Genomic DNA, 26,595 nt, shown 5'->3' with positions numbered 1-26,595 from the left:
CACCCGAGTGAAACACGTGTTCGAATTACTGTGCAAGGGTGCTTTCCGATCCCTTCGGGCCCGCCTGCGGGCACCCCGATTTGGGGGGCCGTGCGCGGGGGTGGTTGGCTTGCCCCCACCCCGAGAAGCAAGTCCTGGAGGAACCGATGGCGCAGGTCGAGGCCACTACCGAGCGGGTCGTCGCGGCAGACGCGGAGAAGGTGTTCGACGCCCTCGCCGACTACAGCGGCACACGCGCGAAGCTGCTGCCCGAGCAGTTCAGCGAGTACGAGGTGCGCGAGGGAGGCGACGGCGAGGGCTCCCTCGTCCACTGGAAGCTCCAGGCCACCAGCAAGCGGGTGCGCGACTGCCTCCTGGAGGTCAGCGAGCCCACCGACGGCGAGCTCGTCGAGAAGGACCGCAACTCCTCGATGGTCACCACCTGGCGGGTCACCCCGGCGGGCGAGGGCAGGTCCCGGGTCGTCGTGACCACCGTCTGGAACGGCGCCGGCGGCATCGGCGGCTTCTTCGAGAAGACGTTCGCACCGAAGGGTCTCGGCCGGATCTACGACGCGGTGCTCGCGCGCCTCGCCACCGAGGTCGAGAAGTAGAACGACCGAGGTCGCGAGACGGAACGACCGGCTTCGCGAGGCGGAACGACCGGCTCCGCGAAGCAAGTCCCCGGTGCCCGGGGGGTGTTGGACCCCTCACCGGATCGAGTGGATCTCCAGAGGCCGCTCCGGTATGCCGTAACTCGTCGCGCTTGCTCGTAGTTGTCGCCTTACGCGGGAATTGCGTGGCAGCGTGACGAGGGGAGCGGTACGTGGGCGGGACGACTCTGGTGTACGAAAAAACGGCGCCGGCGCCCCCGCGGACCCCTGCCGCCCCGCTCGCCGTGACGGCCGAACTGGGCCCGCGCCGGGTGCGGTTGGTCTTCCTCGGGCTGATGCTGGCGCTACTGCTCGCCGCCCTGGAGCAGATGATCGTCGCCACCGCGCTCCCGAAGATCGTCGGCGAGCTGCACGGCCTGGACCGCATGTCCTGGGCGATCACCGCCTATCTGCTGACCGCCACCGTCGGGCTCCCGATCTACGGCAAGCTCGGCGATCTGCTGGGCCGCAAGGGTGTCTTCCAGTTCGCCATCGTGGTCTTCGTGATCGGCGCCGCGCTCGCGGGCCGGGCGCAGTCGATGAACCAGCTGATCGCCTTCCGCGCCGTCCAGGGCGCCGGCGCGGGCGGGCTCATGATCGGCGTGCAGGCGATCATCGCCGACATCGTGCCGCCCCGGCGGCGCGGCCGCTTCATGGGCCTGATCGGCGCCGCGTTCGGCCTCGCGTCCGTCGCCGGACCGCTGCTGGGCGGCTACTTCACCGACCACCTCTCGTGGCGCTGGTGCTTCTACTTCAACGTCCCCTTCGGGCTGCTCACCCTGGCCGTCGTCACCGTCGTGCTGAAGCTGCCCCGGCCGAGGACCAAGCCGCGGCTCGACGTCCTCGGTGCGCTGCTGCTCGCCGCGGCCTCCACCTGCCTTGTGCTGCTGACCAGTTGGGGTGGCACCGAGTACGCGTGGGGCTCGCGGGAGATCGTCGGGCTGGGCGCGGGAGCGGCCGCCGCCACCGTGCTCTTCCTCGTCGCCGAGCACTTCGCGGCCGAACCCCTCATCCCGCTCAGGCTGTTCAGGGACCAGGTCTTCAACGTCACGAGCCTGGTGGGTCTGGTGATCGGCGTCGCGCTGTTCGGCGCCGCCAGCTATCTGCCGACCTTCCTGCAGATGGTCGACGGGGCCTCCGCCACCGAGTCCGGCCTGCTGATGCTGCCCATGATGGGCGGGATCGTCGTCGCCTCCATCGTCTCCGGACAGCTCATCAGCCACACCGGGCGCTACAAGCTCTACCCGGTGCTCGGCAGCGCCGTGTCCGTCCTCGGCATGTGGCTGCTCTCCCGGCTCGAGGTCGACACGTCCCGGCTCCAGTACAGCGTCTGGATGGCGGTGCTCGGTGCCGGCATCGGCATGGTGATGCCGGTCCTGGTCCTCGCCGTGCAGAACTCAGTGCCCCCGGCCGACCTCGGCACCGCCACCAGCGCCAACAACTACTTCCGGCAGATCGGCGGCAGCGTCGGCGCCGCCGTCTTCGGCACCCTCTTCTCCCGCCGGCTGGCCGACGCCCTCGCGCAGCGGCTGCCCGCGCGCGCCGGTGCGCGGCTGCCCGACCCCGAGTCGATCACCCCGCAGCTCGTCCACGCGCTGCCCGCGCCGCTGCGCGACGTCTACATCCGGGCCTACGCCGACGCCATGCCCCGGATCTTCCTCTACCTGGTGCCGGTGCTCGCCCTCGGTCTCGTCATCGCCTTCTTCCTCAAGGAGATCCCCCTCTTGAACAGCGCAGCGTCCCACCACGCGACCGAAACGGACGCCGTGAACTCCTCGGTCCCGCACGCCCGCCCCCAGCCTTCGGCCGGGGGGACCCCCACCTCGCCGCGCTCGCCCTACCCCGCCGGCATCCCCGTCTGCGGCACGGTGCAGCATCCGGACGGAACCGTCGTCCCGCGCGCGGCGCTCACGCTCATCGACGTGGCGGGACAGCAGATCGGGCGGGGCGCGAGCGGCGAGGACGGGCGGTACGCGCTGTCCACGCCCGGCTCGGGGTCCTACGTGCTCATCGCCGCCGCGGCCGGCCACCAGCCGCAGGCCGTGTCCGTGACCGTCGGCGAGCGCCCCGTGGAGCTGGACGTGGTCCTCGGCGGCGCCGGACGCCTCGCGGGCAGCGTGCTGACCGCCGACGGCTCCCCGGTGCGGGACGCCTCCGTCACGCTCACCAATGTGCACGGCGAGGTCGTGGCCACCACCCGCAGCGGACGCGAGGGCGGTTACGTCATCGGCGAGCTGGTCGCGGGCGAGTACACCCTCGCCGCGAGCGCGCCGGCGTTCCGCCCGGCCGCGCTCCCGGTCAGCGTCCAGGCCGCCCGGGAGACCCGTCAGGACGTCGAGCTCGCGGGCGGCGCCGTGCTGCGCGGCACCGTGCGGGCGAGCGGCGGGCGGCCCGTCGAGGACGCGCGTGTGACGCTGCTCGACGCGGCGGGCAACGTGGTGGACACGCTCACCACCGGACCCGACGGAACGTTCCGGTTCATCGACCTGTCGTCCGGCGAGTACACCGTGATCGCCGCGGGCTATCCGCCGGTCGCCACCGTTCTCCAGGTCGCGGGGGGCGGACGGACCGAGCGGGACCTGCAGTTGGGGCACGAGGACTGACGGCGCCGCACCCGCACTCGGCGATTCCGGGTGACGCGGCCCGGTACGGCCTGACACAGCGTCATGCGGAACCGGGCGCCCCGGCGCACACCCCCGCGCGCGGGTGACCGCCCCGCCGCACCAATTCCCGTATTGCCGCACATCACCACCGGCGGGAGCCGTACCGTGGAGTAGGCGGCACAGATCTTGCGGAGCCGTGGGGAGAGAGGGCCTGGGCCATGGAAAATGGCACCGACCGGGACACCGGGAGGGACACACCTCCCAGCCGCGGAGCCGGGGGCGGCGTGGCGGCGGAGCCCGCCGCGGTCGGCCGTGTCCCGCTGGCCGTGGTGGTCGTGGACCGCGGCGGTCTCGTGTCCCACTGGAGCAGGGGTGCGGGCCGGTTGTTCGGGGTCCCCAAGGACGAGGCGCTCGGGTGCTCGGCGGTCGACCTGCTGCCCGTGTCCGGCGCACTGCCCGATGACGACGATGTCGCCCCGTACGGTGCGTTCGCCCCGTACGACGAACTCGGCCCCGACCTCGAGTCCTCCCTCGACGGCAGGCTCTCCTACCCGGCCGCCGGCCGTGCCCGGCTGACGGTTCCCGCTCCCGACCCGACGGCTCCCGACCCGACCGCTCCCGAGCAGAAGCACGCGCGCGCGGACGTGCTGTGGTGGGCGTACCCCCTGGTGGGCCCGGGCCACGAGCGGCTGCTCGTGCTCGCCGCCGACGCGGGCGCGCTCCGGCAGGACGAACACGGCGACGACGCCGACATGGCGTTCGAGCGGATCGCGCCCGGCTTCGCCCTGCACACGGACTTCCCCGGGGCCGAGCAGCTGGCCCGACGGCTGCCCGAGATCCTGCCCAGCATGAGCGTCGACGAGAGCGCCCGCATCGTCTCGCAGGTCCTCGAACTGGGCTATCCGATCCTGGAGTTCAGCCAGAACGACCGGGTTCCCGTCACCCCCGACTGGGGCGTGCCGCGGCGCGCCGAGCGCAGGGCCCGCCGCGAGCTTGCGGCCCGCGCGATGGCCGAGGGGCAGCCGGTGCCCCGGGAACTCGCCGACGAGGGCGAGGACCTGGAGTACGCGGCCGTACGGGAGCATCTGGAGTTCCTCAAGGAGGTCAGCGGGCACATCGGCACCTCCCTCGACCTGTCGCGCACCATCGTCGAGGTCAGCAGGGCCGTCGTCCCGCGCTTCACGGACGTCGCCGGCACCTATCTGCGCGAACAGGTCGTCGCCGGCGAGGGGTTCCCCGACGGCGTGCCGGACACGACCACGATGTGGCACCGGGTCGCGCTCGAGCACACCGACGAACCCGGCCGCTGGGACGACGTCGTGCCCGTCGGCGAGGCCATGCCCTTCCCCGCGCACACGCCGTTCTTCCAGTGCATGACCAGCGGCGAGCCCGTCCTGGTGCCGCGCATCAGCGAGGAGATGGGCCACGCGATCGCCGCGCAGTTCGAGAAGCGCGACATCCGGCCGCTGATCACGCACCGCTCGATGCTGGTCGTGCCGCTCAAGGCGCGGAACGTCGTGCTCGGCTTCATGATCCTGCTGCGCCATCCGGAGCGGCCCGTCTTCAACGACATGGACCGCGTCACCGGCGCCGAACTCGCCGCCCGCGCGGGCCTCGTGCTCGACAACGCGCGCATGTACACCTACCAGGAGAGTGTCGCCGAGACCCTCCAGGACAGCATGCTGCCGCACATCCCGCCGCGCATGGCGGGCTGCGACATCGCCACCCGCTATCTGCCGGGCACGCTGCTCGGCCGCGTCGGCGGCGACTGGTTCGACTCGGTGAAACTCCCCGGCGCCCGCACCGCCCTCGTCGTCGGCGACGTCATGGGTCACGGCCTCAACTCCGCCGCGATGATGGGCCAGTTGCGTACGGCCGTGCAGACCATGGCCGCCCTCGACCTGCCGCCCGCCCAGCTGCTGCGCAACCTCGACGACCTCGCCCAGCGCCTCGGCGACACCTATCTCGCGACGTGCCTGTACGCCGTCTACGACCCGATCGCGGGCGAACTGGACATCGCCAACGCCGGGCACATCCCGCCCGTCCTGGTCCGTGCCGGGGACGGCCGCAGCGATCTGCTCGACCTGCCGACGGGTGCGCCGATCGGCGTCGGCGGAGTGCCGTTCGAGGCGGTACGCGTGCGCGTGGAGCCCGGCGACCGGCTCGTGATGTGCACCGACGGACTCGTCGAGGTGCGCGGCGAGGACATCGAACTGGGCCTGGCGACGCTCTGCGAGTCCGCGGCGCACCCGGCCGCCTCCATGGACGACGCCTGCGACATGATCATCCGCGCCCTGAACACCCGCGGCGGCCGCAAGGACGACGTGGCCCTGCTGATGGCCCGGCTCAACGGCGTGGAGCCGGACGACGTGGCCGAGTGGCGCCTGGCCCTCGACCCGATCGAGGTCGGCCGTGCGCGTGCCGTCGTCCGCGAACAGCTCCACGACTGGGGGCTCGGCAAGCTCACCCACCCCGCCGAGCTGCTGGTCAGCGAGCTGGTCACCAATGCCGTACGGCACTCCCACAGCCGCCCGGTCGAACTGCGGCTGATCCGGGGCGACACCCTGCTGTGCGAGGTGGACGACGACGACCACGACCTGCCGACGCTGCGCAGCGCCGGTCCGTCCGACGAGTTCGGGCGCGGGCTGCGGGTGGTCAGCACCCTCGCCCGCGAGTGGGGCACCAGCCGTACGAAGACGGGCAAGACCGTCTGGTTCGAGCTCACTCTGCCGCGGCGCTGACCGCACCCGCGGGGGCCGAGAGGCGCGCGGGAGCGCATACCTCTCGAATGCGGAGTGAAGGAATGCGCGACGCGCTTGTCGCCATGACGAGGGCGCGATAGACCGTACTCGCCCGTCACTTGGGGCGGGTCACCGCGTCGTACCCTGGGGAGTCGGTCATGAGCGTGACGAGTCGGTACCGGGAGGCCTGGGAGGGCTTCTGGCGTGAGGCCCCCGAGGAGCAGGGAGCCGTCTTCTGGGACGCGGAGCCGGCGCTGACCGCCGGCGTCCATCTGGCCCTGTTCGAGCCGCACCTCACCGACCCCGGTCTGGCGATGGTGGACCTGGGCTGCGGCAACGGCACCCAGACGCGCTTCCTCGCCGAACGCTTCGGGCACGTCGTCGGCGCCGACCTGTCGGGCGCCGCCGTCGACCACGCCCGGCACGCCGATCCGGCCGGGCAGGCGACGTACCGGGTGCTGGACGCCGTCGAGAAGGGCGAGACCGAGACGCTGCACGCCGAACTCGGCGACGTCAACGTCTATGTGCGCGGTGTCCTCCACCAGGCCGAGCCGGACGACCGGCAGCCGATGGTGGACGGGATCGCCGCGCTCGTCGGCGACCGGGGCCGGCTCTTCCTCGTGGAACTCTCCGAGGCCGCCAAGCCCGTCCTGCTGGGCCTGGCGCAGAGCCCCGCGGGACCGCCGCCCAAGCTCGCCCCGATCTTCCAGCACGGCATCGCACCGGGCGAGGTGGCCGACGACGCCGTGCCCGAATACGTGCGCGCGGCCGGGCTCACCGTCCTGGCGAGCGGCGAACTGCCCCTGACCACCACGGAGTCGGCGCCCAACGGCACCCGGATCGAGCTGCCGTCGAAGTGGCTGGTGGCGGGGCGCACGAACGGAGGGGCTCCCCCGAGGGCCGTCTGACACGGCCGCTTCCTGGCCCGCCCGGCCCGCGGCGCGTAACGTGACGCACCATGAAGATCCTGATCAGCGCCGACATGGAGGGTGCCACAGGGGTGACCTGGCCGGCCGATGTGCTGCCGGGCACTGCGCAGTGGGAGCGGTGCCGTTCGATGTTCACCTCGGACGTGAACGCCGCGGCGCTGGGGTTCTTCGACGGCGGGGCGGACGAGGTCGTCGTCAACGAGGCCCACTGGAGCATGCGCAATCTGCTCCTGGAGCAGCTGGACGAGCGCACCGAGATGCTCACCGGGCGGCACAAGTCCCTGTCCATGGTGGAGGGCGTGCAGCACGGGGACGTGGACGGGATCGCCTTCGTCGGTTATCACGCCGGGGCCGGGATGGAGGGGGTCCTCGCGCACACGTATCTCGCCAACTCCCTCACCGGCGTGTGGCTGAACGACGTACGGGCCAGCGAGGGGTTGCTCAACGCGCACGTCGTCGCCGAGTTCGGGGTACCCGTCGTCCTCGTCACCGGCGACGACGTGGCCTGCGAGGACGCGCTCGGATACGCGCCCGAGGCGCTGAAGGTGGCCGTCAAGGACCATGTCTCGCGGTACGCCGCCGTGTGCCGTACGCCGTCCAGGACCGCCGCCGACATCCGGGCCGCCGCCAAGGAGGCAGCACGGCTGGCGGTCCGTCACGAGCCGGTGCAGGCGGGGCCGTTCACCATGGCCCTGGAGTTCGACGCCGAGCACCTCGCGATGTCCGCCACCGTAGTGCCGGGTGTGGACCGGATCGGTGAGCGGAAGGTGGCGTACACCAGCGCCGCCATGTACGAGTGCATCCGTACCTTCAAGGCGGTCACGACGATCGTCTCGGCCGCGGTGGAGGAGCAGTATGGCTGACGGGCAGGCGCTGGACGAGGTCGTCCGGTTCACCTCCGATCTCATCCGCATCGACACGACCAACCGGGGCGCCGGGGACTGCAGAGAGCGGCCCGCGGCCGAGTACGCGGCCGAGCAGCTGGCCGGGGCGGGGCTCGAACCCACGCTCCTGGAGCGCACGGAGGGGCGGACCAACGTCGTGGCCCGCGTCGAGGGGACCGACCCGTCGGCCGGGGCGCTGCTCGTCCACGGTCACCTGGACGTCGTCCCGGCCCAGGCCGCGGACTGGAGCGTGCACCCCTTCTCCGGGGAGGTCGTCGACGGGGTGGTGTGGGGGCGCGGCGCGGTCGACATGAAGAACATGGACGCGATGATCCTCGCGATCGTGCGGTCCTGGGCGCGCGAGGGCATCCGGCCCCGGCGCGACGTCGTCGTCGCGTTCACCGCCGACGAGGAGGACAGCGCCCGGGACGGCTCCGGGTTCCTCGCCGACGAGCACGCGGGGCACTTCGAGGGCTGCACCGAGGGCGTCAGCGAGTCCGGGGCGTTCACGTTCCACGACGGCAGCGGCCGGCAGATCTACCCGGTCGCGGCCGGTGAGCGCGGCACGGGCTGGCTGCGGCTCACCGCGCGCGGGCGGGCCGGGCACGGCTCCAAGGTGAACAAGGAGAACGCCGTCACCCGGCTCTCGGCCGCCATCACCCGCATCGGCGAGTACGAGTGGCCGCTGCGGCCGACCCCGACCGTGCGGGCCGCGCTGGCCGCACTCGCCGAGCTCTACGGCCTCGAGTCCGACCTGGACGACGTCGACGCACTGCTGAAGAAGCTCGGCCCGGCCGCCAAGCTGGTCGAGTCGACCGTCCGCAACAGTGCCAACCCGACCATGCTGGACGCCGGTTACAAGGTCAACGTGATCCCGGGGGAGGCCGTCGCCCATGTCGACGGCCGCTATCTTCCGGACAGCGAGGACGAGTTCCGCGAGACCCTCGACCGGCTCACCGGGCCCGACGTGGAGTGGGAGTTCTACCACCGGGAGGTGGCCCTCCAGGCGCCGCTGGACTCACCGACGTACGCGAAGATGTGCGCGGCGCTCCAGGAGTTCGCACCCGAGGGGCACATCGTGCCGTACTGCATGTCCGGCGGCACCGACGCCAAGCAGTTCTCGCGCCTCGGCATCACCGGATACGGGTTCACGCCACTGCGGCTCCCGGAGGGCTACGACTATCAGGCCATGTTCCACGGAGTCGACGAAAGGGTCCCGGTCGAGGCGCTGCACTTCGGTGTGCGGGTACTCGACCGGTTCCTGCGGACGGCCTGAGCAAGGTGGGGGAGAACGTGCAGACGCTGGCATACGGATCCTGGCCCTCGCCCATCCACGCGGCGCTCGCCGCCGCGCACGACGGGCGCCCCGAGTTCGTCGGCTTCGTCGGGGACGAGGCGTGGTGGACCGAGCCCCGTCCCGCCGAGGGCGGCAGACGCACCCTGGTGCGGCGGCGCGCCGACGGCCGCGAGGAGGCGGTGCTGCCCGCCCCGTGGAACGTGCGCAGCCGCGTCATCGAGTACGGCGGCCGGCCCTGGGACGGCACCGTGGTGGACGGCCGGCCGCTCGTGGTGTTCGTGAACTTCGCCGACCAGCGGCTCTACCGCTACGAGCCCGGAGGCGAACCGCGCCCCCTCACCCCGGTGTCCCAGGTGGGTGGCGGACTGCGCTGGGCGGAGCCGCAGGTGCTCACCGGACGCGGTGAGGTGTGGGGCGTGCTGGAGGAGTTCACCGGCGACGGGCCCACCGATGTGCGCCGCGTCCTGGCCGCGGTGCCGCTGGACGGCTCGGCGGCCCAGGACCGGGACGCCGTACGTGAACTCACCGACGCCCGGCACCGGTTCGTCACCGGCCCCCGCCTCTCGCCCGACGGGCGGCGCGCGGCCTGGCTGGCCTGGGACCACCCCCGTATGCCGTGGGACGGCACGGAGCTGATCGTCGCCGGGATCGACGACGCCGGAACCTTTCGCCAGGCGCGTACGGTCGCCGGCGGAGCGGACGAGTCGATCGCCCAGGCGGAGTGGGCCGCCGACGGCGCGCTGCTGTACGCGAGCGACCGCTCCGGCTGGTGGAACCTCTACCGCGACGGCGTTCCGCTCTGCGCCCGCGAGGAGGAGTTCGGCGGGCCGCTGTGGAAGCTCGGCCAGCGCTGGTTCGCCCCGCTGCCCGGCGGCCCGATCGCCGTCGTGCACGGCCGCGGCGCCACCGCGCTCGGGATACTGGACCCCGAGACCGGCGAGGTCGTCGACGCGGCCGGTCCCTGGACCGAGTTCGCCCCCACCCTCGCGGTGTACGGCGAGCGAAGCGAGATGGGGGTCCCCCCGCCCGAAGGGTGGGGGAGGGTCGTCACCGTCGGGGCCAGTCCGCGCAGCGCGTACGAGGTCGTGGAACTGGACATGCGGACCGGACGGGCCCGGGTGATCGGCGCCGAGCACGACGACGCCGTCGACCCCGCCTACTACCCCGAGCCGCAGATCCGCACCTTCACGGGTCCCGCCGGACGCGACATCCACGCGCACATCTACCCGCCCCACAACCCCGGCTGTGTCGCGCCCGGTGACGAGCTGCCGCCCTACGTCGTCTGGGTGCACGGCGGCCCCACCAGCCGGGCGCCCCTCGTGCTCGACCTGGAGATCGCCTACTTCACCTCCCGGGGCATCGGCGTCGCCGAGGTCAACTACGGCGGCTCGACCGGGCACGGGCGCGAGTACCGGGGTCGGCTGCGCGAGCAGTGGGGCGTGGTCGACGTCGAGGACTGCGCGGCGGTCGCCCTCGCGCTCGCCGAGGAGGGCACCGCCGACCGCGCGCGGCTGGCGATCCGCGGCGGCAGCGCGGGCGGCTGGACGTCGGCCGCCTCGCTCACCGTCACCGACGTGTACGCCTGCGGCACGATCCTCTACCCCATCCTCGACCTCGCCGGCTGGGGCGCGGGGGAGACGCACGACTTCGAGTCGCAGTACCTGGAGACGCTGATCGGGCCGCTCGCCGAGGTGCCCGGCCGGTACGCGGAGCGCTCGCCGGCCGAGCACGCCGACCGCATCACCGCGCCCTTCCTGCTGCTCCAGGGGCTGGACGACGTGATCTGCCCGCCCGCGCAGTGCGAGCGGTTCCTGGAACGGATGGAGGGACGCCGCGTGCCGCACGCGTACATCGCCTTCGAGGGGGAGGGACACGGGTTCCGCCGGGCCGACACCATGATCCGTGTCCTGGAGTCCGAACTCTCCCTGTACGCCCAGGTGTTCGGCCTCAATCCGCAGGGCGTCCCGACCCTGGAGCTGTCCAAGTGAGCGAGCACGTCCAAGAACTGCGGCGGCCCTCGCGGCTGGCGCCCGGCGCCCGCGTGGCCGTCGTCGCCGCCAGCGGGCCCGTGCCCGAGGAGAGGGTGCAGGCGGGGCTCGACGTGCTGCGCGGCTGGGACCTCGACCCCGTGGTGGCACCCCATGTGCTCGGCCGGCACGGCGAGTTGGACTACCTGTCGGGCACGGATGCGGACCGCGCCGCCGATCTGCAGCGCGCCTGGTGCGACCCGTCGGTGGACGCCGTGCTGTACGCGCGGGGCGGCTACGGGGCGCAGCGGATGGTCGATCTGCTCGACTGGGGGGCGATGCGGGCCGCGGGGCCCAAGGTGCTCGTCGGCTTCAGCGACGCCACCACGCTGCACCAGGCGTTCGCCACCCGGCTGGGCCTGGTCACCCTCTACGGCCCGGCCGCCGCCGGTATCGACTTCATCAAGAACGCGCGGGGGCAGGAGCACCTGCGGACCACGCTGTTCGCGCCGGAGCAGGCCCGTACCATCGCGTCCACCGGCGCCACCCTGGTGCCGGGGCGGGCCCGGGGCGTCACGCTGGGCGGCTGCCTGGCCCTGCTCGCCACCGACGTCGGCACGCCGCACGCCCGCGACGGAGCCCGGGGCGGGCTGCTGCTGCTCGAGGACGTCGGCGAACGCCCGTACCGCGTCGACCGGATGCTGACCCAGTTGCTGCGCAGCGGGTGGCTGGACGGCGTCACGGGGATCGCGCTCGGGTCGTGGGAGGAGTGCGGTCCCTACGGCGCCGTGCGCACGGTGCTCGTCGACCGGCTCGCCGGCCTCGGTGTCCCCGTCGTCGAGGAGTTCGGATTCGGGCACTGCGAGGGCGCGTTGACGGTCCCCTTCGGCGTGCGGGCCGAACTGGACGCGGACGCGTGCACCTTGACGCTCGATCAGCCCGCCCTGCGCTGAGCGACCTTCACTGAATGTCCGTCAACAACACTCGACTGGGCGATTGACCTCGTCTGACACGTGTCACACCATGACAACCGGCCGGTACTTACTGGTCGGTAAGCAGGGCTGTCCCGAGTGTGGAGGTCTCAGTGTCCCGACGCGTGCCCAGATCCCGAGCGACTCTCGCCCTCGCCCTGGGCGCGGTGCTCGCCGCACCCCTGTCACTCACCGCGCCGGCGGCCTCGGCCGGCCAATACACCGTCTCCGCGCTGCAGTTCACCGTCCAGGCGGGTGGCCGCAGCTGCACGGTCGACGCCGACCTGTACCGCCCCGTGGGCGTCGACCGCGCTCGCCCCGCCCCGGCCGTGGTCGCCACGAACGGCTTCGGCGGCAGCAAGTCCGACGGCTCGACCGACGCCATCGGCAAGGCCTTCGCGGAGCGTGGCTACGTGTCCCTGATCTACTCCGGGCTCGGCTTCGGCAACTCCGGCTGCCTGATCTCGCTCGACGACCCCGGTGTCGACGGCACGGCCGCCTCACGGCTCATCGACTTCCTCGGCGGCAAGCGCGCCGCCGACGACGGCACCCGCGCCGACTACGTCACCCTGGATCGCGCGGGTGACCCGCGGGTCGGCATGATCGGCGGTTCGTACGGCGGCGCCATCCAGATGGCGACGGCCGCGGTCGACCACCGCGTCGACGCGCTCGTCCCCCTGATCACCTGGCACGACCTCACGTACTCGCTCGACCCGAACAACGCCTCCAGCACCGTCCCGGGCGCCTTCAAGTGGCAGTGGACCAACGGCTTCTACCTCATCGGCGAGGGCCAGCCGCTGACCCGGCCGAACCTGGACCCCTCCCGCTACAACTCGCTCACCTGCCTGCACTTCGTCACCAAGGCCTGCGACACCATCCGCACGCTGAACTCCGGGAGTTACCGCGCCGCCCCGACCGCCGCCATGCTCGCCTACGCCCGCAGCGTCTCCCCGGTGTCGTACCTGAGCCGCGTCAAGGCGCCCACCCTGCTGATCCAGGGGCAGGCCGACAGCCTGTTCAACCTCAACGAGGCGGCCGCGACGTACCGGACGCTCACGGCGCAGGGCACCACCGCCAAGATGATCTGGCAGTCGTGGGGGCACAGCGGCGGCATCACCGACCCGGCGAGCGGTGAACTCGACCTCACCAAGGGCAACTTGGAGTCCTCCTACGTCGGCAGGCGGATCCTCTCCTGGTTCGACCGCTATCTGCACGGGCGGAACACCGACACCGGCCCGGCCTTCGCCTACTACCGCGACTGGATCACCGACCCGGCGCACACCTACGCCACCGCCGGCCGGCTCCCCGCACTCAGCCGGACCTACTACCTCTCCGGCGACGGCAAGCTCGTCGACAACCGCCGCAAGGTCGCCCGCGGCAGCCGCACCTACGTCAACGCGTTGACCCCCACGAGCCATTCGGAGAGCTCGCTGGCCGGGACGGTGGGACTGCCGGACCCGGGGCCGTACGACACCGCGGGCACCTATCTCGGCTGGACCAGCGAACCGCTCGCCCGCGCCACCGACCTCGTCGGCGCGCCCCGGGCCACCCTCAAGGTCCTCTCCCCGACGGCCGCGCGGGCGCAGAACTCCGGCAACGCCGCCGACCGGCTCGTGCTGTTCGCCAAGCTCTACGACATCGCGCCCGACGGCAGCACGACGCTGGTGCACCGGCTGGTCGCGCCGGTCCGGGTGCCGGACGTCGGCAAGAGCTTCACCGTGACGCTGCCGGGCATCGTGCACCGGTACGAGAAGGGGCACCGGCTGCGGTTCGTGATCGCGGCCAGCGACGACGCGTACTTCGGCAACCGGGGCATCAAGCCGGTGACGGTGATCAGCTCGCCCGGGGACGCCGGGGCGCTGGAATTGCCCGTGCTGGGGGGATGACCCCGCCGTAGGGTGGCGGGATGCCGCACACCGCATCCCGCTATCTCGCCGAAGGCCCCCGCGTGGGCATACGTCACTTCAGCTACGAGGACGGCGCCGAGTTCAGCGCCCGCGCCCGCGAGAGCAAGGAGCTGCACCAGCCCTGGCTGTTCCCGCCGGACTCGCCGAGCGCGTACACCGCGTACGCGAGCCGGCTGATCGAGGACCCGACCAAGGCCGGGTTCCTGGTCTGCGAGAAGGGCGGCGGGACGGGCGGTGAGCACGGCGACGGGGCCATCGCCGGTTTCATCAACATCAACAACATCGTCGAGGGCGGCTTCCAGTGCGGCGCGCTCGGCTACGGCGCCTTCGCGCACGCCGCCGGGCGCGGACTGATGCGCGAGGGGCTGAACCTCGTCGTGGACCACGCCTTCGGCCCGATGCGGCTGCACCGGCTCGAGATCAACGTGCAGCCGCAGAACGCCGGGTCCATCGCTCTGGCCCGCTCCTGCGGCTTCCGCCTCGAGGGTTTCTCACCGAAGATGATCTACATCGACGGCGACTGGCGGGACCACGAGCGGTGGGCGATCACCGTCGAGATGCGGACTTCCGGTTGATCTTCATGGTGTCGAGGTCGGTGACGGTCGACCTGAGGTCGCGGAAGCCGTGGCCGAGGCCGGTGAGCGTGCTCTCGGCGCGGTCCTCGGCGATCGCGGCCGCCATCTCCTCGCCGTCCGCCGCGTCGGACACCACGACGTAGCGCATCGAGAAGTGCTTCAGCGGCGCCGGTTCGTACGACAGCGATCCCTCCTCGGTGAACCGCATGCTCGTCATGCCGTGCTCGCCGGCCTCGGCGAGCAGCCGCTGCCGGGCCTCGTCCGTCAGCCCGTCCCAGGTGCCCCGGACGATCACCCGGTACGTGTGCTGCTCGCTCATTCCTGCTCCCGTGTCCTATTCCGTCAAGGGCCCGACTGTACGTCGGCGAGGACGAGGCGCACGCGGAATTTCGTGGTGCTCGCCGCCCCCTCCGACCCGCGCCTGCCCCCGCCCGCCCCGGGCACCTTTGCGTAATCCTGACCGATACCTCCCCTGGTCAGCTCACCGGCTAGCCGCTTCCATGGTGATCGTGACGACGATCCGACGTGAGGTACTGACGCTGCCCGCGGCGCAGTTGGGGCCGGACAACCCCCTGCCCCCGCTGAGGCTTCTCCACGAGGTACACCGCATCGACGACCGCGACCTGGAGGAGCTGCCGCGCGACATGGCGCGGCAGGCGGGCTACGAGCCCCTGCGCAGCCTGCTCCCGGTGCGCGTACGGGACGGCTACGGCAGAGCGCGCGAGCCCCGGAACCTCGAGGTCCTCGTGCTGGAGAACGACCGGCTGCGCGTCACCGTCCTGCCCGGCCTCGGCGGCCGGGTCGCCTCCCTCCTGCACAAGCCGACCGGCCGCGAACTCCTCTACCGCAACCCCGTGTTCCAGCCCGCCAACTTCGCGCTCAACGGCGCCTGGTACTCCGGTGGTATCGAGTGGAACATCGGCGCCACCGGCCACACCACCCTGTCCTGCGCCCCGCTGCACGCCGCCCGCGTCCCCGCACCCGACGGCGGCGAGATGCTCCGCCTGTGGGAGTGGGAGCGGCTGCGCGACCTGCCCTTCCAGATCGACCTGTGGTTGCCGAGGCACTCCGATTTCCTGCACGTCGGCGTCCGCATCCGCAACCCGCACGAGCGGCCGGTGCCGGTCTACTGGTGGTCCAACATCGCCGTGCCGGAGGAGCGCCGGGTCCTCGCGCCCGCCGAGGAGGCCTGGTACTTCGGCTACGAGCACCGGCTGCGCCGCGTGCCCGTGCCGTCGTACCAGGGCATCGACCGCACGTATCCCCTCAACAGCCCGTACGCCGCCGACTACTTCTACGAGCTGCCCGAGGACCGGCGCCGCTGGATCGCCGCCCTCGACGCCGACGGGCACGGGCTGGTGCAGACGTCCACCGACGGGCTGCGCGGCCGCAAGCTGTTCGTCTGGGGCACCGGAGGCGGCGGGCGGCGCTGGCAGGACTGGCTCACCGAACCGGGCACCGGGGGTTACTGCGAGATCCAGGCGGGGCTCGCCCGTACCCAGCTGGAGCATGTGCGGCTGGAGGCGGAGAGCGAGGTGAGCTGGTTGGAGGCGTACGGGCCGCTGGAGGCGGCGCCCGAGGGTTCCTCCTGGGCGGCCGTCGTGGACGGGGCCGAGGCCCGGCTGGAGGCCGCGCTGCCGCGCGCCGGCGTCGACGCCGCCCACGCCGCCTGGGCCCCGCACGCCGACACCGAACCCGGCGAGATCCTCGCCACCGGCTGCGGCTGGGGAGCGCTCGAAGTGCTGCGCGCCGGCCTCAAGCTGCCCGGCACGCCCTTCGACGAGAGCACGCTCGGCGAGCCCCAGGAGCCCTGGATGCACCTGCTGCGCGCCGGTGCCCTGCCCGAGCCGCGCCGGGTGCGGCCGCCCGGCGAGACGCTGGTCGCCCCGCACTGGCGGGACATGCTGGAGACCGCGCCCGCGACCCCGCTCACCGAGTACCACCTGGGCGTGGCCCAGTGGCACGCCGGCGACCTTGCGCAGGCGGTGCGCAGCTGGGAGCGGGCGCTCGAACTGGCGCCGTCCCTCTGGCCGTTGCTGCGCTGCCTGGCCGTCGCCGACCGGGAGGCCGGCAACCACGAGCGGGCCGCGGACCGCTACACCGACGCCTTCGACGACCTGTGCCAGGAACGGCGCGACAACGGGGACCGGTGGACGGCGGCGACGGCCGCACTCGGCCGCGAGGCGATCGAGACCCTGCTCGCCGCGCGCCGCACGGACCAGGCGCGCGCCGTCTGGGAGCGGCTGCACCCGGCCACCCGTGAGCGTGGCCGGTTCCGGCTGCTGGAGGCCCAGTTGCTGCTCGCGGAGGGGCGGCAGGAGGACGCACGGGACGTCTTCCGGGCCGGCTTCGAGGTGGCGGACCTGCGCGAGGGCGCGGAGGTCATCAGCCGGCTGTGGGCACGGCTGGCCGACGAACCGCTCCCCGCGCACTACGACTTCAGGATGCGGCCCCCCGAGTCCTGAGAGGTCTACGAGTTGCGGTCCACGTACTCGTACACCGCACCGTCCGGGTGCATGGCGATCAGGTTGCGGCCCACCGGTGTCGCCACCGGGCCGGCGACGATGTGCGCGCCGAGCTCGGTGAGCACCCGGTGGGCCTCCTCGACGTCCTTGACGGCGATCGTCGCGGCGACCTTGCGCAGCACCTCGATCTCGGCCTCGGGCCCGCTCATCAGCAGGAAGCAGCCGACAGCGGCCACCTGGACGCCGCCGCGTTCGAAGCGGAGGGCCTGGCCGCCCGCGAGCCGTTCGTAGAACGGGACCGCGGTCTCCAGGTCGTCGACGCAGATGCGCAGCGTGGCTCCCAGAATGTCCATGCGACGAGCCTAGTTGGGGCGACCGGGGAACGTGATCGTTTCGGTCGATCGGCCTTCTCCTGGCCGGCCCGGCGCCCTCCCGGCGTGCCGGAGCACGTTATGCGTACGCCTGTACGGGTACCCGCGACCCATGGAAGGCTTGGAGCATCTGGAGCATCTGGACAAGCACCTGGTCGACGAGCTGGCGCAGGTGGCGCGCGATGCCGTGCGTGACGAACTGCGCGAACAGACTCGCAAGCAGCGTCGTACGGCGATGCTGTACGCAGCGTCAGGAGCCGTCGCCCTGTACGCGGGCGCGGCCGTGGCGCTCACCGTGGGCCTGGCCCTGGCGATCGGACTGCCCGACTGGGCCGCCGCACTCATCACCGCGGCGATCCTGGGCGTCGCCGCCTACGTCCTGCGCAGCGCGGCCCGGCCGCACGCGTCCCGGCCCACCCCCGCAGGCGACGCCCACCTCGCGGCGGGCGCGGGCCAGGGCGACCGTGTCGTCGGCGGCTCGGCGCCCGCGTCTCCCCCGTCCGGGGCCGGTGCGGGCACGCTGTACCCGCCGGTGCCGCCGGTCGCGCCCACGGCGGGCTCGGCCACGCCCGACGGTACCGGGACGACGGCGCCGCGCGGCGACGAGACCGACCCCGAGCAGCCGCACCACCGGGCGTGATGCCGAGTGCGCAAGCGTGGAAGCGGACCGGAGCTCAAGCACCGCAGGGCCGTGGTGGTGACCGGAGCCAGCGGCGGCGTGGGGCGGGCCACGGCCCAGGCCTTCGCCGCCCGTGGCGACCGGGTCGCCCTGCTGGCCCGGGGGCGGGAAGGCCTCGCCGCGGCCGCTGACGAGGTGCAGCGATCCGGGGGCGAGGCCCTGGTCGTCCCCGTGGACATGGCCGACGCCAAGGCCGTGCAGGACGCGGCCCAGCAGGTCGTCGACACCTTCGGGCACATCGACGTATGGGTCAACAACGCCTTCTCCGGAGTCTTCGCACCGTTCACCGAGGTCACCCCGGACGAGTTCCGCCGGGTCACCGAAGTGACGTATCTGGGCTGCGTGTTCGGCACCCGGGCCGCGCTGCACCACATGCTGCCGCGGGACCGGGGCACGATCGTGCAGGTCGGCTCCGCGCTCGCCTACCGCGGGATTCCGCTGCAGTCGGCGTACTGCGGGGCCAAGCACGCGATCCAGGGGTTCAACGAGTCGCTGCGGTGCGAGCTGCTGCACTCGGGCACCGGGGTGCGTACGACGATGGTGCAGCTGCCGGCGATGAACACCCCGCAGTTCGACTGGGTGCTGAGCCGGATGCCGGGGCGGGCCCGGCCCGTCGCGCCGGTGTACCAGCCGGAGGTCGCGGCCCGGGCGGTCGTGCACGCGGCGTCCCATGCGCGGCGGCGGGAGTACTGGGTCGGCGGCTCGACGGTGGGCACGCTGGTCGCCAACGCGGTCGTCCCCGGGCTGCTGGACCGCTATCTCGCCCGCACCGGCTTCGACGCCCAGCAGGACAAGGGCGAGCACGGCGAGCTCGGCAATCTGTGGAGCCCGGCGGACGGACCGCACGGGCGGGACTTCGGGGCGCACGGCCGCTTCGACGAGGAGTCGCACGACGGCAGCGCCCAGGACTGGATGTCCCGCAACCGCGGCCGGGTCGGGACGGCCCTCACCGTCGGGGCCGGAGTGCTGGCGGCAGGCAGGCTGGCCCGCAAGGTGCGGGCCTGAACCACTCCGAGCCGTGAGGGCCCGGCCGGGAAACCGGCCGGGCCCTCACGGCTCGGGCGCGCGTGCCGCCGGACCCGCTAGGCCACCTGGTACTCCTCCACGTCGTCCGTCCGCAGCGTCAGACCGTGCCCGAGGCCGGTCAGCGGCCGTACCGTGCCGCCCGTCGGGTCCAGCGCCCCGTCGAAGAACATGTCCTCGATGCGCACGTGGTCGTGGAACCACTCGATGTGGCGGAAGTTGGGGACCGAGGCGGCCGCCGCGGCGTGGACGTGCGGGGCGCAGTGGGCGGAGATCTCCAGGCCGTGCGCCTGCGCCAGCGCGGCGGCGCGCAGGAACTCCGTCAGGCCGCCGCAGCGGGTCGCGTCGGCCTGCAGGCAGTCGACGGCGCCCGCCGTGATCATGCGGGCGAAGTACGGCAGGTCGTAGCCGTACTCGCCGGCGGCCACGTCGCACACCAGCGCGTCGCGGACCAGCCTGAGGCCCGTCAGGTCGTCCGAGGAGACCGGCTCCTCGAACCAGCCGACCCCCAGCTCGGCCAGCGCCCGGCCGACCCGTATCGCCTGCTTGCGGGTGTAAGCGCCGTTGGCGTCGACGTACAACTCGGCCTCTGGGCCGATGACTTGGCGAGCCGCGCGGACCCGGGCCAGGTCGCGCGAGACCTCCCGGCCCCAGCTCTCCCCGATCTTGATCTTGACGCGCGGGATGTGCTGCCCGTGCACCCAGCCGTTGAGCTGCGCGGCCAGATGCGTGTCGTGGTACGTCGTGAAGCCGCCGCTGCCGTAGACCGGGACCTCCTCGCGGCACACGCCGAGCAGGCGGGCCAGGGGGAGTTCGAGCAGGCGGGCCTTGAGGTCCCACAGGGCGATGTCGACGGCGGAGACGGCGCACGCGGCGACCCCGGGGCGGCCCGCGTTGCGCACCGCGCGGCACATCGCGTCGTGGGCGGCGGGGATGTCGAGGGCGCTGCGGCCCTCCAGCAGCGGGGCGAGCTGGTCGCGGACGAACTCCCCGACCGCCGGGGGACCGTACGTCCAGCCCGTGCCGGTCGTCTCGTCCGCCGTCACCTCCGCGATCACCATCGTCGTGGACGACCAGGCCAGTGTGCCGTCCGCCTCGGGTGCGTCGGTCGGCACGGTGTACACGGACACGACGGGACGGTGCAGTTTCATCGGCGCTCCTTCAGGACTGCTGGAGCTGCGGCAGCACCTTCGTACGGTAGAAGTCGAAGAAGCCGCGCTGGTCCGGTCCGATCTGGTTGACGTAGACCCGGTCGAAGCCGGCGTCGGCGAAGGCGGTGAGGGCCGAGACGTGTTCGTCGACGTCGTCCCCGCACACCGCGTTCTCGCGCACCATCTCCTCGGTGACCAGCGGCTCCAGCTGCTCGAAGTGTTTCGGCGAGGGCAGGATCTGGCTCATCTCGCCCGGCAGGAACTGGTTGAACCACCGGTTGCGGACGGTGCGCAGGGCCTCCTCGCGGTCAGTGCCGTAGCAGACCTTCGTGCCGCCGCTGACGGGCTTGCCGCCCCCGCCGCCCTTGCGGAACTGCTCCACCATCGGCTCCTCGGGCATCATCGTGATGTAACCGTCGCCCACGCGGGCCGCGAGTTTCGTGGCGGCCGGGCCGAAGCCGGAGATGTCGATCGGCACGGGCTCGTCGGGGATCGTGTAGAGGCGGGCGTTTTCCACCTTGTAGTGCGTGCCGTAGTGGGTGACCTCCTCGCCGGTGAACAGCCGGCGCATGATCTGGATCGACTCCTCCAGCATCTCCATGCGGACGGTCGCGGGCGGCCAGACGTGCCCGAGGACGTGCTCGTTGAGCGCCTCGCCCGTGCCCACGCCGAGCCGGAAGCGGCCGTTCGTCATCACGGCCGTGGTCGCCGCGGCCTGCGCCACCACCGCCGGGTGGATCCGCACGGTCGGGCAGGTGACCGCCGTCTCGATCGGCAGCGACACCGCCTCCGAGAGCGCGCCGATCACGGACCACACGAAGGCACTCTGGCCCTGCGCGTCGTTCCAGGGGTGGTAGTGGTCCGAGATCCACAGCGACCGGAATCCGGCCTGCTCGGCCATCCTCGCCTGCTCGACGAGGTCCGCTGGACCGAACTCCTCACAGGAGAGGAAATAGCCGTACTCGGGCATGGGGGGCACCTCCGGTGGGTTCGGGTCCGAGCGGACGCCGTCCGGGTACCCGGCGCCCGCGGCGGCAACCGGTCCACCTTCGGGTGCTGTGACCAGTTTGGGCGCCCTGACCAGGGGGACGCGGAAGGCTCCGCACGACGTACGCGACAGCGCCGGAGGCGAACCGTGGCTCGACCCCGCATCGTGATCGTCGGTGCCGGCTTCGCCGGGTACCGCACTGCCCGTGACCTCTCGCGGCTGGCACGGGGCAAGGCCGACATCACCCTGCTGAACCCGACCGACTACTTCCTGTATCTGCCCCTGCTGCCCCAGGTCGCCGCCGGGATCCTGGAACCGCGCCGGGTGGCGGTCTCCCTGTCCGGTACCCTGCCGCACGTCCGGCCGGTGCTCGGGCAGGCGGACTCCGTCGACCTCGACGGGCGCGTCGTGCACTACACCGACCCCGAGGGCGGGCGCGGCACGCTGCCCTACGACCGGCTCGTGCTGGCCGTCGGCAGCGTCAACAAGCTGCTGCCGATCCCGGGGGTCGCCGAGCACGCGCACGGGTTCAGGGGGCTGCCCGAGGCGCTGTACCTGCGCGACCACGTCACCCGGCAGGTGGAGCTCGCCGCGGTCGCCGACGACCCGCGGAGCTGCGCCGCCCGGTGCACGTTCGTGGTGGTGGGCGCGGGCTACACCGGCACCGAGGTCGCGGCGCAGGGGCAGCGGTACACCGAGGCGCAGGTCCGCAAGCACCCGCTGCGGCACGGTATGCGGCCGCGCTGGCTGCTGCTCGACATCGCGCCGCGCGTCCTGCCCGAACTGGACGAGCGGCTCTCGCGCACCGCCGACCGGGTGCTGCGGGAGCGCGGGGTCGAGGTGCGCATGGGTACCTCCGTGAAGGAGGCCACGCATGACGGAGTGCTGCTGAGCGACGGCGAGTTCGTCGAAACCCGCACGCTCGTGTGGTGCGTCGGGGTGCGGCCTGATCCGCTGGTCGAGAGCATTGGGCAGCCGCTGGAGCGGGGGCGGCTGCTCGTCGATCCGCACCTCCAACTGCCGGGGCGGCCGGAGGTGTTCGCGTGCGGTGACGCCGCCGCGGTGCCGGATCTGAACGACCCGGGGAAGTACACGCCGATGACCGCGCAGCACGCCTGGCGGCACGGCAAGGTCGTGGCGCAGAACGTCGCCGCGTCCCTGGGCGCCGGAGAGCGGCGCACCTACAGTCATCGCGACCTGGGCTTCGTCGTCGACCTGGGCGGCACGAAGGCTGCCGCCAACCCGCTCGGCATCCATCTGCCCGACGTGCTCGCCGGCGCGGTCACCCGCGGATACCACCTCGCGGCGATGCCCGCCAACCGCATACGTGTCGCCGCGGACTGGCTCCTCGACGCCGTACTGCCCCGCCAGGGCGTCCAGTTGGGCCTCGTACGCTCCTGGTCGGTCCCCCTGGACACCGCATCACCGGAACTGGCCCGGGTACCGGAGGGGGAGGGGGCGGTGAGTCCGCCCGGCGGCGAGCCTGCGGAGAGCCCGGCTGACGCCGGGGAGCCCGGGAAGAGCCCGTCGGGCGCCGAGTTTGCTGAGAGCCCGCCCGGCGGGGAGTCCGCAACCAGCCGGTCGGGTACGGGGCCTGCGGAGAGCCGGTTGGGCACGGAGTCCGCAACCAGCCGGTCGGGTACGGAGCCTTCGAAGGACCGGCCCGGCGGCAGGTCGGCGAAGAGCCGCGCGGGCGATGGGACCACGAAGAAGCAGACGGGCGGGCAGGCCGCGAAACGCCGCTCGGGTGGCAGAAAGGCCAAGAAGCAGGCGGGCGTTGAGGCCGCCGAGAAGGAGGCGGACGCCGAGGTTGAGAAGGAGGAAGGGGGAGCCGCGGCTGCGACCAAGTCGCCGGGCGGCGACGCCGCGAAGAAACAATCCGGTGGCGAGCCCGCGAAGAGCCGACAGAGCGCGGAGGCTGGGAAGGAGCAGCTTGGCGTTGAGCCCTCGAAGAGGCGGCCGGACGCCGAAGCTGCCAGGCAGCAGCCTAGTGGCGAACCGGAGAAGAAGCAGCCGGGTGGGGAGCCCGCGAAGAAGCGGCCGGGTGGGGAGTCCGCGAAGAGGCAGCCGGGCGGGGAGCCGGCGAAGGAGCAGCCGGGCGGTGAGTCCGCGAAGAGGCAGCCGGGCGGGGAGCCGGCGAAGGAGCAGCCGGGTGGGGAGTCCGCGAAGAGGCAGCCGGGCGGTGAGCCCGCGAAGAACCAGCCCGAGGGCGGCGCACCCGCGACGAGCAACCCCGGTGGCGCACCTGCCAAGCCCCCGCCCGGCGGCGCTTCCGGCAAGCCCCACCCCGCTGGCGCACCTGCCAAGCCCCCGCCCGGCGGCGCTTCCGGCAAGCCCCACCCCGCTGGCGCACCTGCCAAGCCCCCGCCCGGCGACGCCCCCGCCAAGCCCCACCCCGGAGGCGCCTCCGCCAAGAACCCTTCCGGTGGCGCACCCGCCAAGAACTCTTCCGGTGGCGCACCCGCCAAGCACCAACCGCGCGCCACCCCCGCCAAGAATCACCCCGGCGGCACCACCCCCGCCAAGAATCACCCCGGCGGCACCACCCCCGCCAAAAAACTCCCGGGCGCTGAGCCGGCCGAACCCCCCGGCCCCGTCCGGCGTACCGACATACCCGCGGAGGGAGACTCATGAACACCGATGAACTCGTCGAGCTCGCGCAGCAGTTGCGTGTGGACGGGGTGCGTGCGGCGCAGGCCGCGGGGTCCGGGCATCCGACGTCCTCGATGTCTGCCGCGGACCTGATGGCCGTTCTGCTCGCGCACCATCTCCGTTACGACTTCGAGCGGCCCGCCCACCCCGGCAACGACCGCTTCGTCCTGTCCAAGGGACACGCCTCGCCCCTGCTCTACGCCGCGTACAAGGCGGCCGGCGCCATCGACGACGAGGAGCTGCTCACCTTCCGCAAGCTGGGCAGCCGACTCGAAGGGCATCCGACGCCGCGCAGGCTGCCGTGGGTCGAGACGGCCACCGGCTCGCTCGGCCAGGGGCTCCCCGTCGGCGTAGGCATCGCGCTGTCCGGCAAGCGGCTTGACCAGTCCGGATACCGCGTGTGGGTGCTGTGCGGCGACAGCGAGATGGCCGAGGGCTCCATCTGGGAGGCCGCCGAGCAGGCCGCGTACGAGCGTCTCGACAACCTCACCGCGATCGTCGACGTCAACCGCCTCGGCCAGCGCGGCCCGACCCGGCACGGGCACGACCTCGACGCCTACGCCCGCCGCTTCCAGGCCTTCGGCTGGCACACGATCGAGGTGGACGGGCACGACGTGGACGCGATCGACCGGGCGTACGGCGAGGCGCTGTCCACCACCGGACAGCCGACCGCGATCATCGCCCGCACCCTCAAGGGCAAGGGCGTCGAGGCCGTCCAGGACCGCGAGGGACTGCACGGCAAGCCCCTGCCGGACGCCGACGAGGCGATCGCCGAACTCGGCGGCCGGCGCGACCTCCGCGTCCGGGTGCAGGAGCCGCCCGCCGCCCGCATGCTGCACGCCGTACGCGCCGGGCACGTCGAACTGCCCCGCTACGACAAGGGAGATGAGGTCGCCACCCGTAACGCCTACGGGGAGGCGCTGGCCGCCCTCGGCGGCGGACGCGGCGACGTCGTCGTCCTCGACGGCGAGGTCGGCGACTCCACCCGGTCCGAGTTCTTCGCCAAGGAGCACCCCGAGCGGTACTTCGAGTGCTACATCGCCGAGCAGCAGATGGTCGCGGCGGCCGTGGGACTCGCCTCCCGCGGCTGGGTCCCCTACGCCGGCACGTTCGCGGCGTTCCTGACCCGCGCCTACGACTTCGTGCGCATGGCGTCCGTCAGCGGCGCCGGCATCAACCTCGTCGGCAGCCACGCGGGCATCGCCATCGGCCAGGACGGCCCCTCCCAGATGGGCGTGGAGGACCTGGCGATGATGCGTGCCGTGTACGGCTCGACCGTGCTGTACCCGTGCGACGCCAACCAGACCGCGCAGCTCGTCGCCGCGATGGCCGGCTGCGAGGGCATCCGGTACCTGCGCACCTCGCGCGGCGAGAGCAAGGTGATCTACGGCCCCGACGAGGAGTTCCCCATCGGCGGCAGCAAGGTGCTGCGCTCCTCGTCCGGCGACCGGCTGACCCTGGTCGCCGCGGGCGTCACCGTGCCCGAGGCGCTGGCCGCCGCCGACGCGCTGGCCCGCGACGGCATCCAGGCCCGAGTGATCGACCTCTACTCGGTCAAGCCCGTCGACCGGGAGACCCTGCGCACGGCCGCCGAGGACACCGGCTGCCTGATCACCGTGGAGGACCACCACGAGGAGGGCGGCATCGGCGACGCCGTCCTGGACGCGTTCCTCGACGGGCGGCCCGTGCCGCGGCTGGTGCGCCTGGCCGTCCGTACGATGCCCGGCTCGGCCTCCCCCAAGGAGCAGCTGCACGCGGCCGGCATCGACGCCGAGGCGATCGCCGCAGCCGGGAAGCTGCTGGTCGAGGAGGCGGTCGTGCGGTGAGTGACGATGACGTACGCACCGTGCGGGCCGGGCGCCGCACGGTTCGGGTCCACCGGACCGGCAAGGTGCTCTTCCCGGCGGAGGGCGACGCGAAGGAGTACACCAAGGGCGACCTGGCCGACTACTACCGGTCCGCCGCGCCCCTGATGCTGCCCCATCTGCGCGGCCGCCCACTGATGCTGGAGCGGCATCCGGACGGGCTCGGCGGCCCGCGCTTCATGCAGAAGAACACCCCGGAGAGCTACCCGGAGTGGATCACGCGGGTCGAGGTCACCAAGGAGGGCGGCACGGTCTGCCACACCGTGTGCGAGGACGCCCCCACCCTGCTCTATCTCGCCGACCAGGCCGCCGTCACCCTGCACCGCTGGCTGTCCCGCGTCGGGAGTCTCGAGCGGCCCGACCGCATGGTCTTCGACCTCGACCCGGCCGGGGACGACTTCGAGGCGGTGCGCGAGGCGGCCTCCCTGCTCGGCGACCTGCTCGGGGAGCTGAATCTGCCGTCGGGGCTGATGACCACCGGTTCGCGCGGGCTGCACGTGGTCGTGCCGCTGAACGGGCACCACGACTTCGACGAGGTCCGCGCCTTCGCCCGGGACGTCGCCGACACCCTGGCCGGGGCGCATCCCGACCGGCTCACCACCGCCGCCCGCAAGAAGGAGCGCGGTGACCGGCTCTACCTCGACATCGGCCGCAACGCCTATGCGCAGACCGCGGTCGCGCCGCTCACCGTCCGGGTCCGTCCCGGCGCCCCGGTGGCCACCCCGATCGCCTGGTCCCAGCTGGACGACCCGGCCCTGCACGCCCGCCGCTGGACCATCGCCGACGCCGTGGCACAGGCCCGGTCCGACCCCTGGGACGGCGTCATGGGCCGCGGCCGCGCTCTCGGGCCTGCCCGCCGCAGGCTGGACGCGTTGCGTGCCGCGTGAATGTTTGACCG

General features: G+C 72.7%; 20 protein-coding genes. 16 read left to right on the top strand and 4 right to left on the bottom strand.

The window, feature by feature from the left end; all coding sequences use genetic code 11:
• Positions 1-146: 146 nt before the first annotated feature.
• From ACGFYN_RS01260 to ACGFYN_RS01215, 10 genes are all read left to right on the top strand, one after another.
• The gene (locus tag ACGFYN_RS01260; protein WP_393863627.1) at positions 147-590 is read left to right on the top strand and encodes an SRPBCC family protein; all 444 of its coding nucleotides are present in this window, start codon (positions 147-149) and stop codon (positions 588-590) included.
• Between the two features lie 212 nt (positions 591-802).
• Positions 803-3,232 carry an MFS transporter gene (locus ACGFYN_RS01255; protein ID WP_393863626.1) on the top strand — a complete coding sequence of 810 codons (2,430 nt, stop codon included), beginning with the start codon at positions 803-805 and terminating at the stop codon, positions 3,230-3,232.
• Between the two features lie 218 nt (positions 3,233-3,450).
• Complete coding sequence (locus tag ACGFYN_RS01250) at positions 3,451-5,973, top strand: SpoIIE family protein phosphatase (RefSeq protein ID WP_393863625.1); 2,523 nt, start codon at positions 3,451-3,453, stop codon at positions 5,971-5,973.
• A 158-nt stretch (positions 5,974-6,131) separates the two neighbouring features.
• Complete coding sequence (locus ACGFYN_RS01245; RefSeq protein WP_393863624.1) at positions 6,132-6,881, top strand: class I SAM-dependent methyltransferase; 750 nt, start codon at positions 6,132-6,134, stop codon at positions 6,879-6,881.
• Positions 6,882-6,931: 50 nt separating this feature from the next.
• Complete coding sequence (locus ACGFYN_RS01240) at positions 6,932-7,765, top strand: M55 family metallopeptidase (protein ID WP_393863623.1); 834 nt, start codon at positions 6,932-6,934, stop codon at positions 7,763-7,765.
• A complete protein-coding gene (locus tag ACGFYN_RS01235; RefSeq protein ID WP_393863622.1) occupies positions 7,758-9,062 on the top strand; it encodes a M20/M25/M40 family metallo-hydrolase in 1,305 nt (434 codons plus the stop codon). Before ACGFYN_RS01240 ends, ACGFYN_RS01235 begins: the two co-directional genes overlap by 8 nt.
• A 17-nt stretch (positions 9,063-9,079) precedes the next feature.
• Positions 9,080-11,071 carry a prolyl oligopeptidase family serine peptidase gene (locus ACGFYN_RS01230; RefSeq protein WP_393863621.1) on the top strand — a complete coding sequence of 664 codons (1,992 nt, stop codon included), beginning with the start codon at positions 9,080-9,082 and terminating at the stop codon, positions 11,069-11,071.
• Entirely contained in the window at positions 11,068-12,003 is a 936-nt protein-coding gene (locus ACGFYN_RS01225; RefSeq protein WP_393863620.1) for an LD-carboxypeptidase, read from the top strand. Before ACGFYN_RS01230 ends, ACGFYN_RS01225 begins: the two co-directional genes overlap by 4 nt.
• Before the next feature lie 131 nt (positions 12,004-12,134).
• Positions 12,135-13,907 carry a CocE/NonD family hydrolase gene (locus ACGFYN_RS01220; protein WP_393863619.1) on the top strand — a complete coding sequence of 591 codons (1,773 nt, stop codon included), beginning with the start codon at positions 12,135-12,137 and terminating at the stop codon, positions 13,905-13,907.
• 20 nt (positions 13,908-13,927) lie between these two features.
• Positions 13,928-14,503, top strand: a complete 576-nt coding sequence (locus ACGFYN_RS01215) for a GNAT family N-acetyltransferase (RefSeq protein ID WP_393863618.1) — start codon at positions 13,928-13,930, stop codon at positions 14,501-14,503.
• Here the strand turns inward: ACGFYN_RS01215 and ACGFYN_RS01210 are convergent.
• Positions 14,475-14,822 (bottom strand): DUF6204 family protein, encoded by a 348-nt coding sequence (locus ACGFYN_RS01210; protein WP_393863617.1) that lies wholly within the window; start codon positions 14,820-14,822, stop codon positions 14,475-14,477. The genes ACGFYN_RS01215 and ACGFYN_RS01210 overlap by 29 nt on opposite strands.
• A gap of 181 nt (positions 14,823-15,003) precedes the next feature.
• Here ACGFYN_RS01210 and ACGFYN_RS01205 point away from each other — a divergent pair, with 181 nt between their 5' ends.
• Positions 15,004-16,968 (top strand): DUF5107 domain-containing protein, encoded by a 1,965-nt coding sequence (locus ACGFYN_RS01205; protein WP_393863616.1) that lies wholly within the window; start codon positions 15,004-15,006, stop codon positions 16,966-16,968.
• Positions 16,969-16,973: 5 nt separating this feature from the next.
• On the opposite strand, the gene ACGFYN_RS01200 is transcribed toward ACGFYN_RS01205, so the two are convergent.
• Entirely contained in the window at positions 16,974-17,321 is a 348-nt protein-coding gene (locus tag ACGFYN_RS01200) for a VOC family protein (RefSeq protein ID WP_393863615.1), read from the bottom strand.
• A 130-nt stretch (positions 17,322-17,451) separates the two neighbouring features.
• Between ACGFYN_RS01200 and ACGFYN_RS01195 the strand changes: the two genes are divergently transcribed.
• Together ACGFYN_RS01195 and ACGFYN_RS01190 are read left to right on the top strand one after the other, a co-directional pair.
• Positions 17,452-17,979 (top strand): phage holin family protein, encoded by a 528-nt coding sequence (locus tag ACGFYN_RS01195; RefSeq protein ID WP_393863614.1) that lies wholly within the window; start codon positions 17,452-17,454, stop codon positions 17,977-17,979.
• Between the two features lie 6 nt (positions 17,980-17,985).
• Complete coding sequence (locus ACGFYN_RS01190) at positions 17,986-19,023, top strand: SDR family oxidoreductase (protein ID WP_393863613.1); 1,038 nt, start codon at positions 17,986-17,988, stop codon at positions 19,021-19,023.
• A gap of 77 nt (positions 19,024-19,100) precedes the next feature.
• On the opposite strand, the gene ACGFYN_RS01185 is transcribed toward ACGFYN_RS01190, so the two are convergent.
• Together ACGFYN_RS01185 and ACGFYN_RS01180 are read right to left on the bottom strand one after the other, a co-directional pair.
• The gene (locus tag ACGFYN_RS01185) at positions 19,101-20,192 is read right to left on the bottom strand and encodes an enolase C-terminal domain-like protein (RefSeq protein ID WP_393863612.1); all 1,092 of its coding nucleotides are present in this window, start codon (positions 20,190-20,192) and stop codon (positions 19,101-19,103) included.
• 10 nt (positions 20,193-20,202) lie between these two features.
• On the bottom strand, positions 20,203-21,162 hold the full coding sequence (locus ACGFYN_RS01180; protein ID WP_393863611.1) for a TIGR03557 family F420-dependent LLM class oxidoreductase: 960 nt from the start codon (positions 21,160-21,162) through the stop codon (positions 20,203-20,205).
• Between the two features lie 165 nt (positions 21,163-21,327).
• Between ACGFYN_RS01180 and ACGFYN_RS01175 the strand changes: the two genes are divergently transcribed.
• Genes ACGFYN_RS01175 through ligD form a run of 3 tightly spaced genes read left to right on the top strand, consistent with a single transcriptional unit; the run spans position 21,328 to position 26,584 of the window.
• Entirely contained in the window at positions 21,328-23,814 is a 2,487-nt protein-coding gene (locus ACGFYN_RS01175; protein ID WP_393863610.1) for an FAD-dependent oxidoreductase, read from the top strand.
• Positions 23,811-25,658, top strand: coding sequence for a transketolase (locus ACGFYN_RS01170; RefSeq protein ID WP_393863609.1), 1,848 nt, complete (start codon positions 23,811-23,813; stop codon positions 25,656-25,658). Before ACGFYN_RS01175 ends, ACGFYN_RS01170 begins: the two co-directional genes overlap by 4 nt.
• Entirely contained in the window at positions 25,655-26,584 is a 930-nt protein-coding gene (ligD, locus tag ACGFYN_RS01165; RefSeq protein WP_393863608.1) for a non-homologous end-joining DNA ligase, read from the top strand. Before ACGFYN_RS01170 ends, ligD begins: the two co-directional genes overlap by 4 nt.
• Positions 26,585-26,595 lie beyond the last annotated feature (11 nt).

The organism is Streptomyces sp. NPDC048419, assembly GCF_043200415.1.
GTDB lineage: Bacteria > Actinomycetota > Actinomycetes > Streptomycetales > Streptomycetaceae > Streptomyces.
Note: the sequence above shows the minus strand (reverse complement) of the source record. Positions and strands in the feature narration are given on the sequence as shown.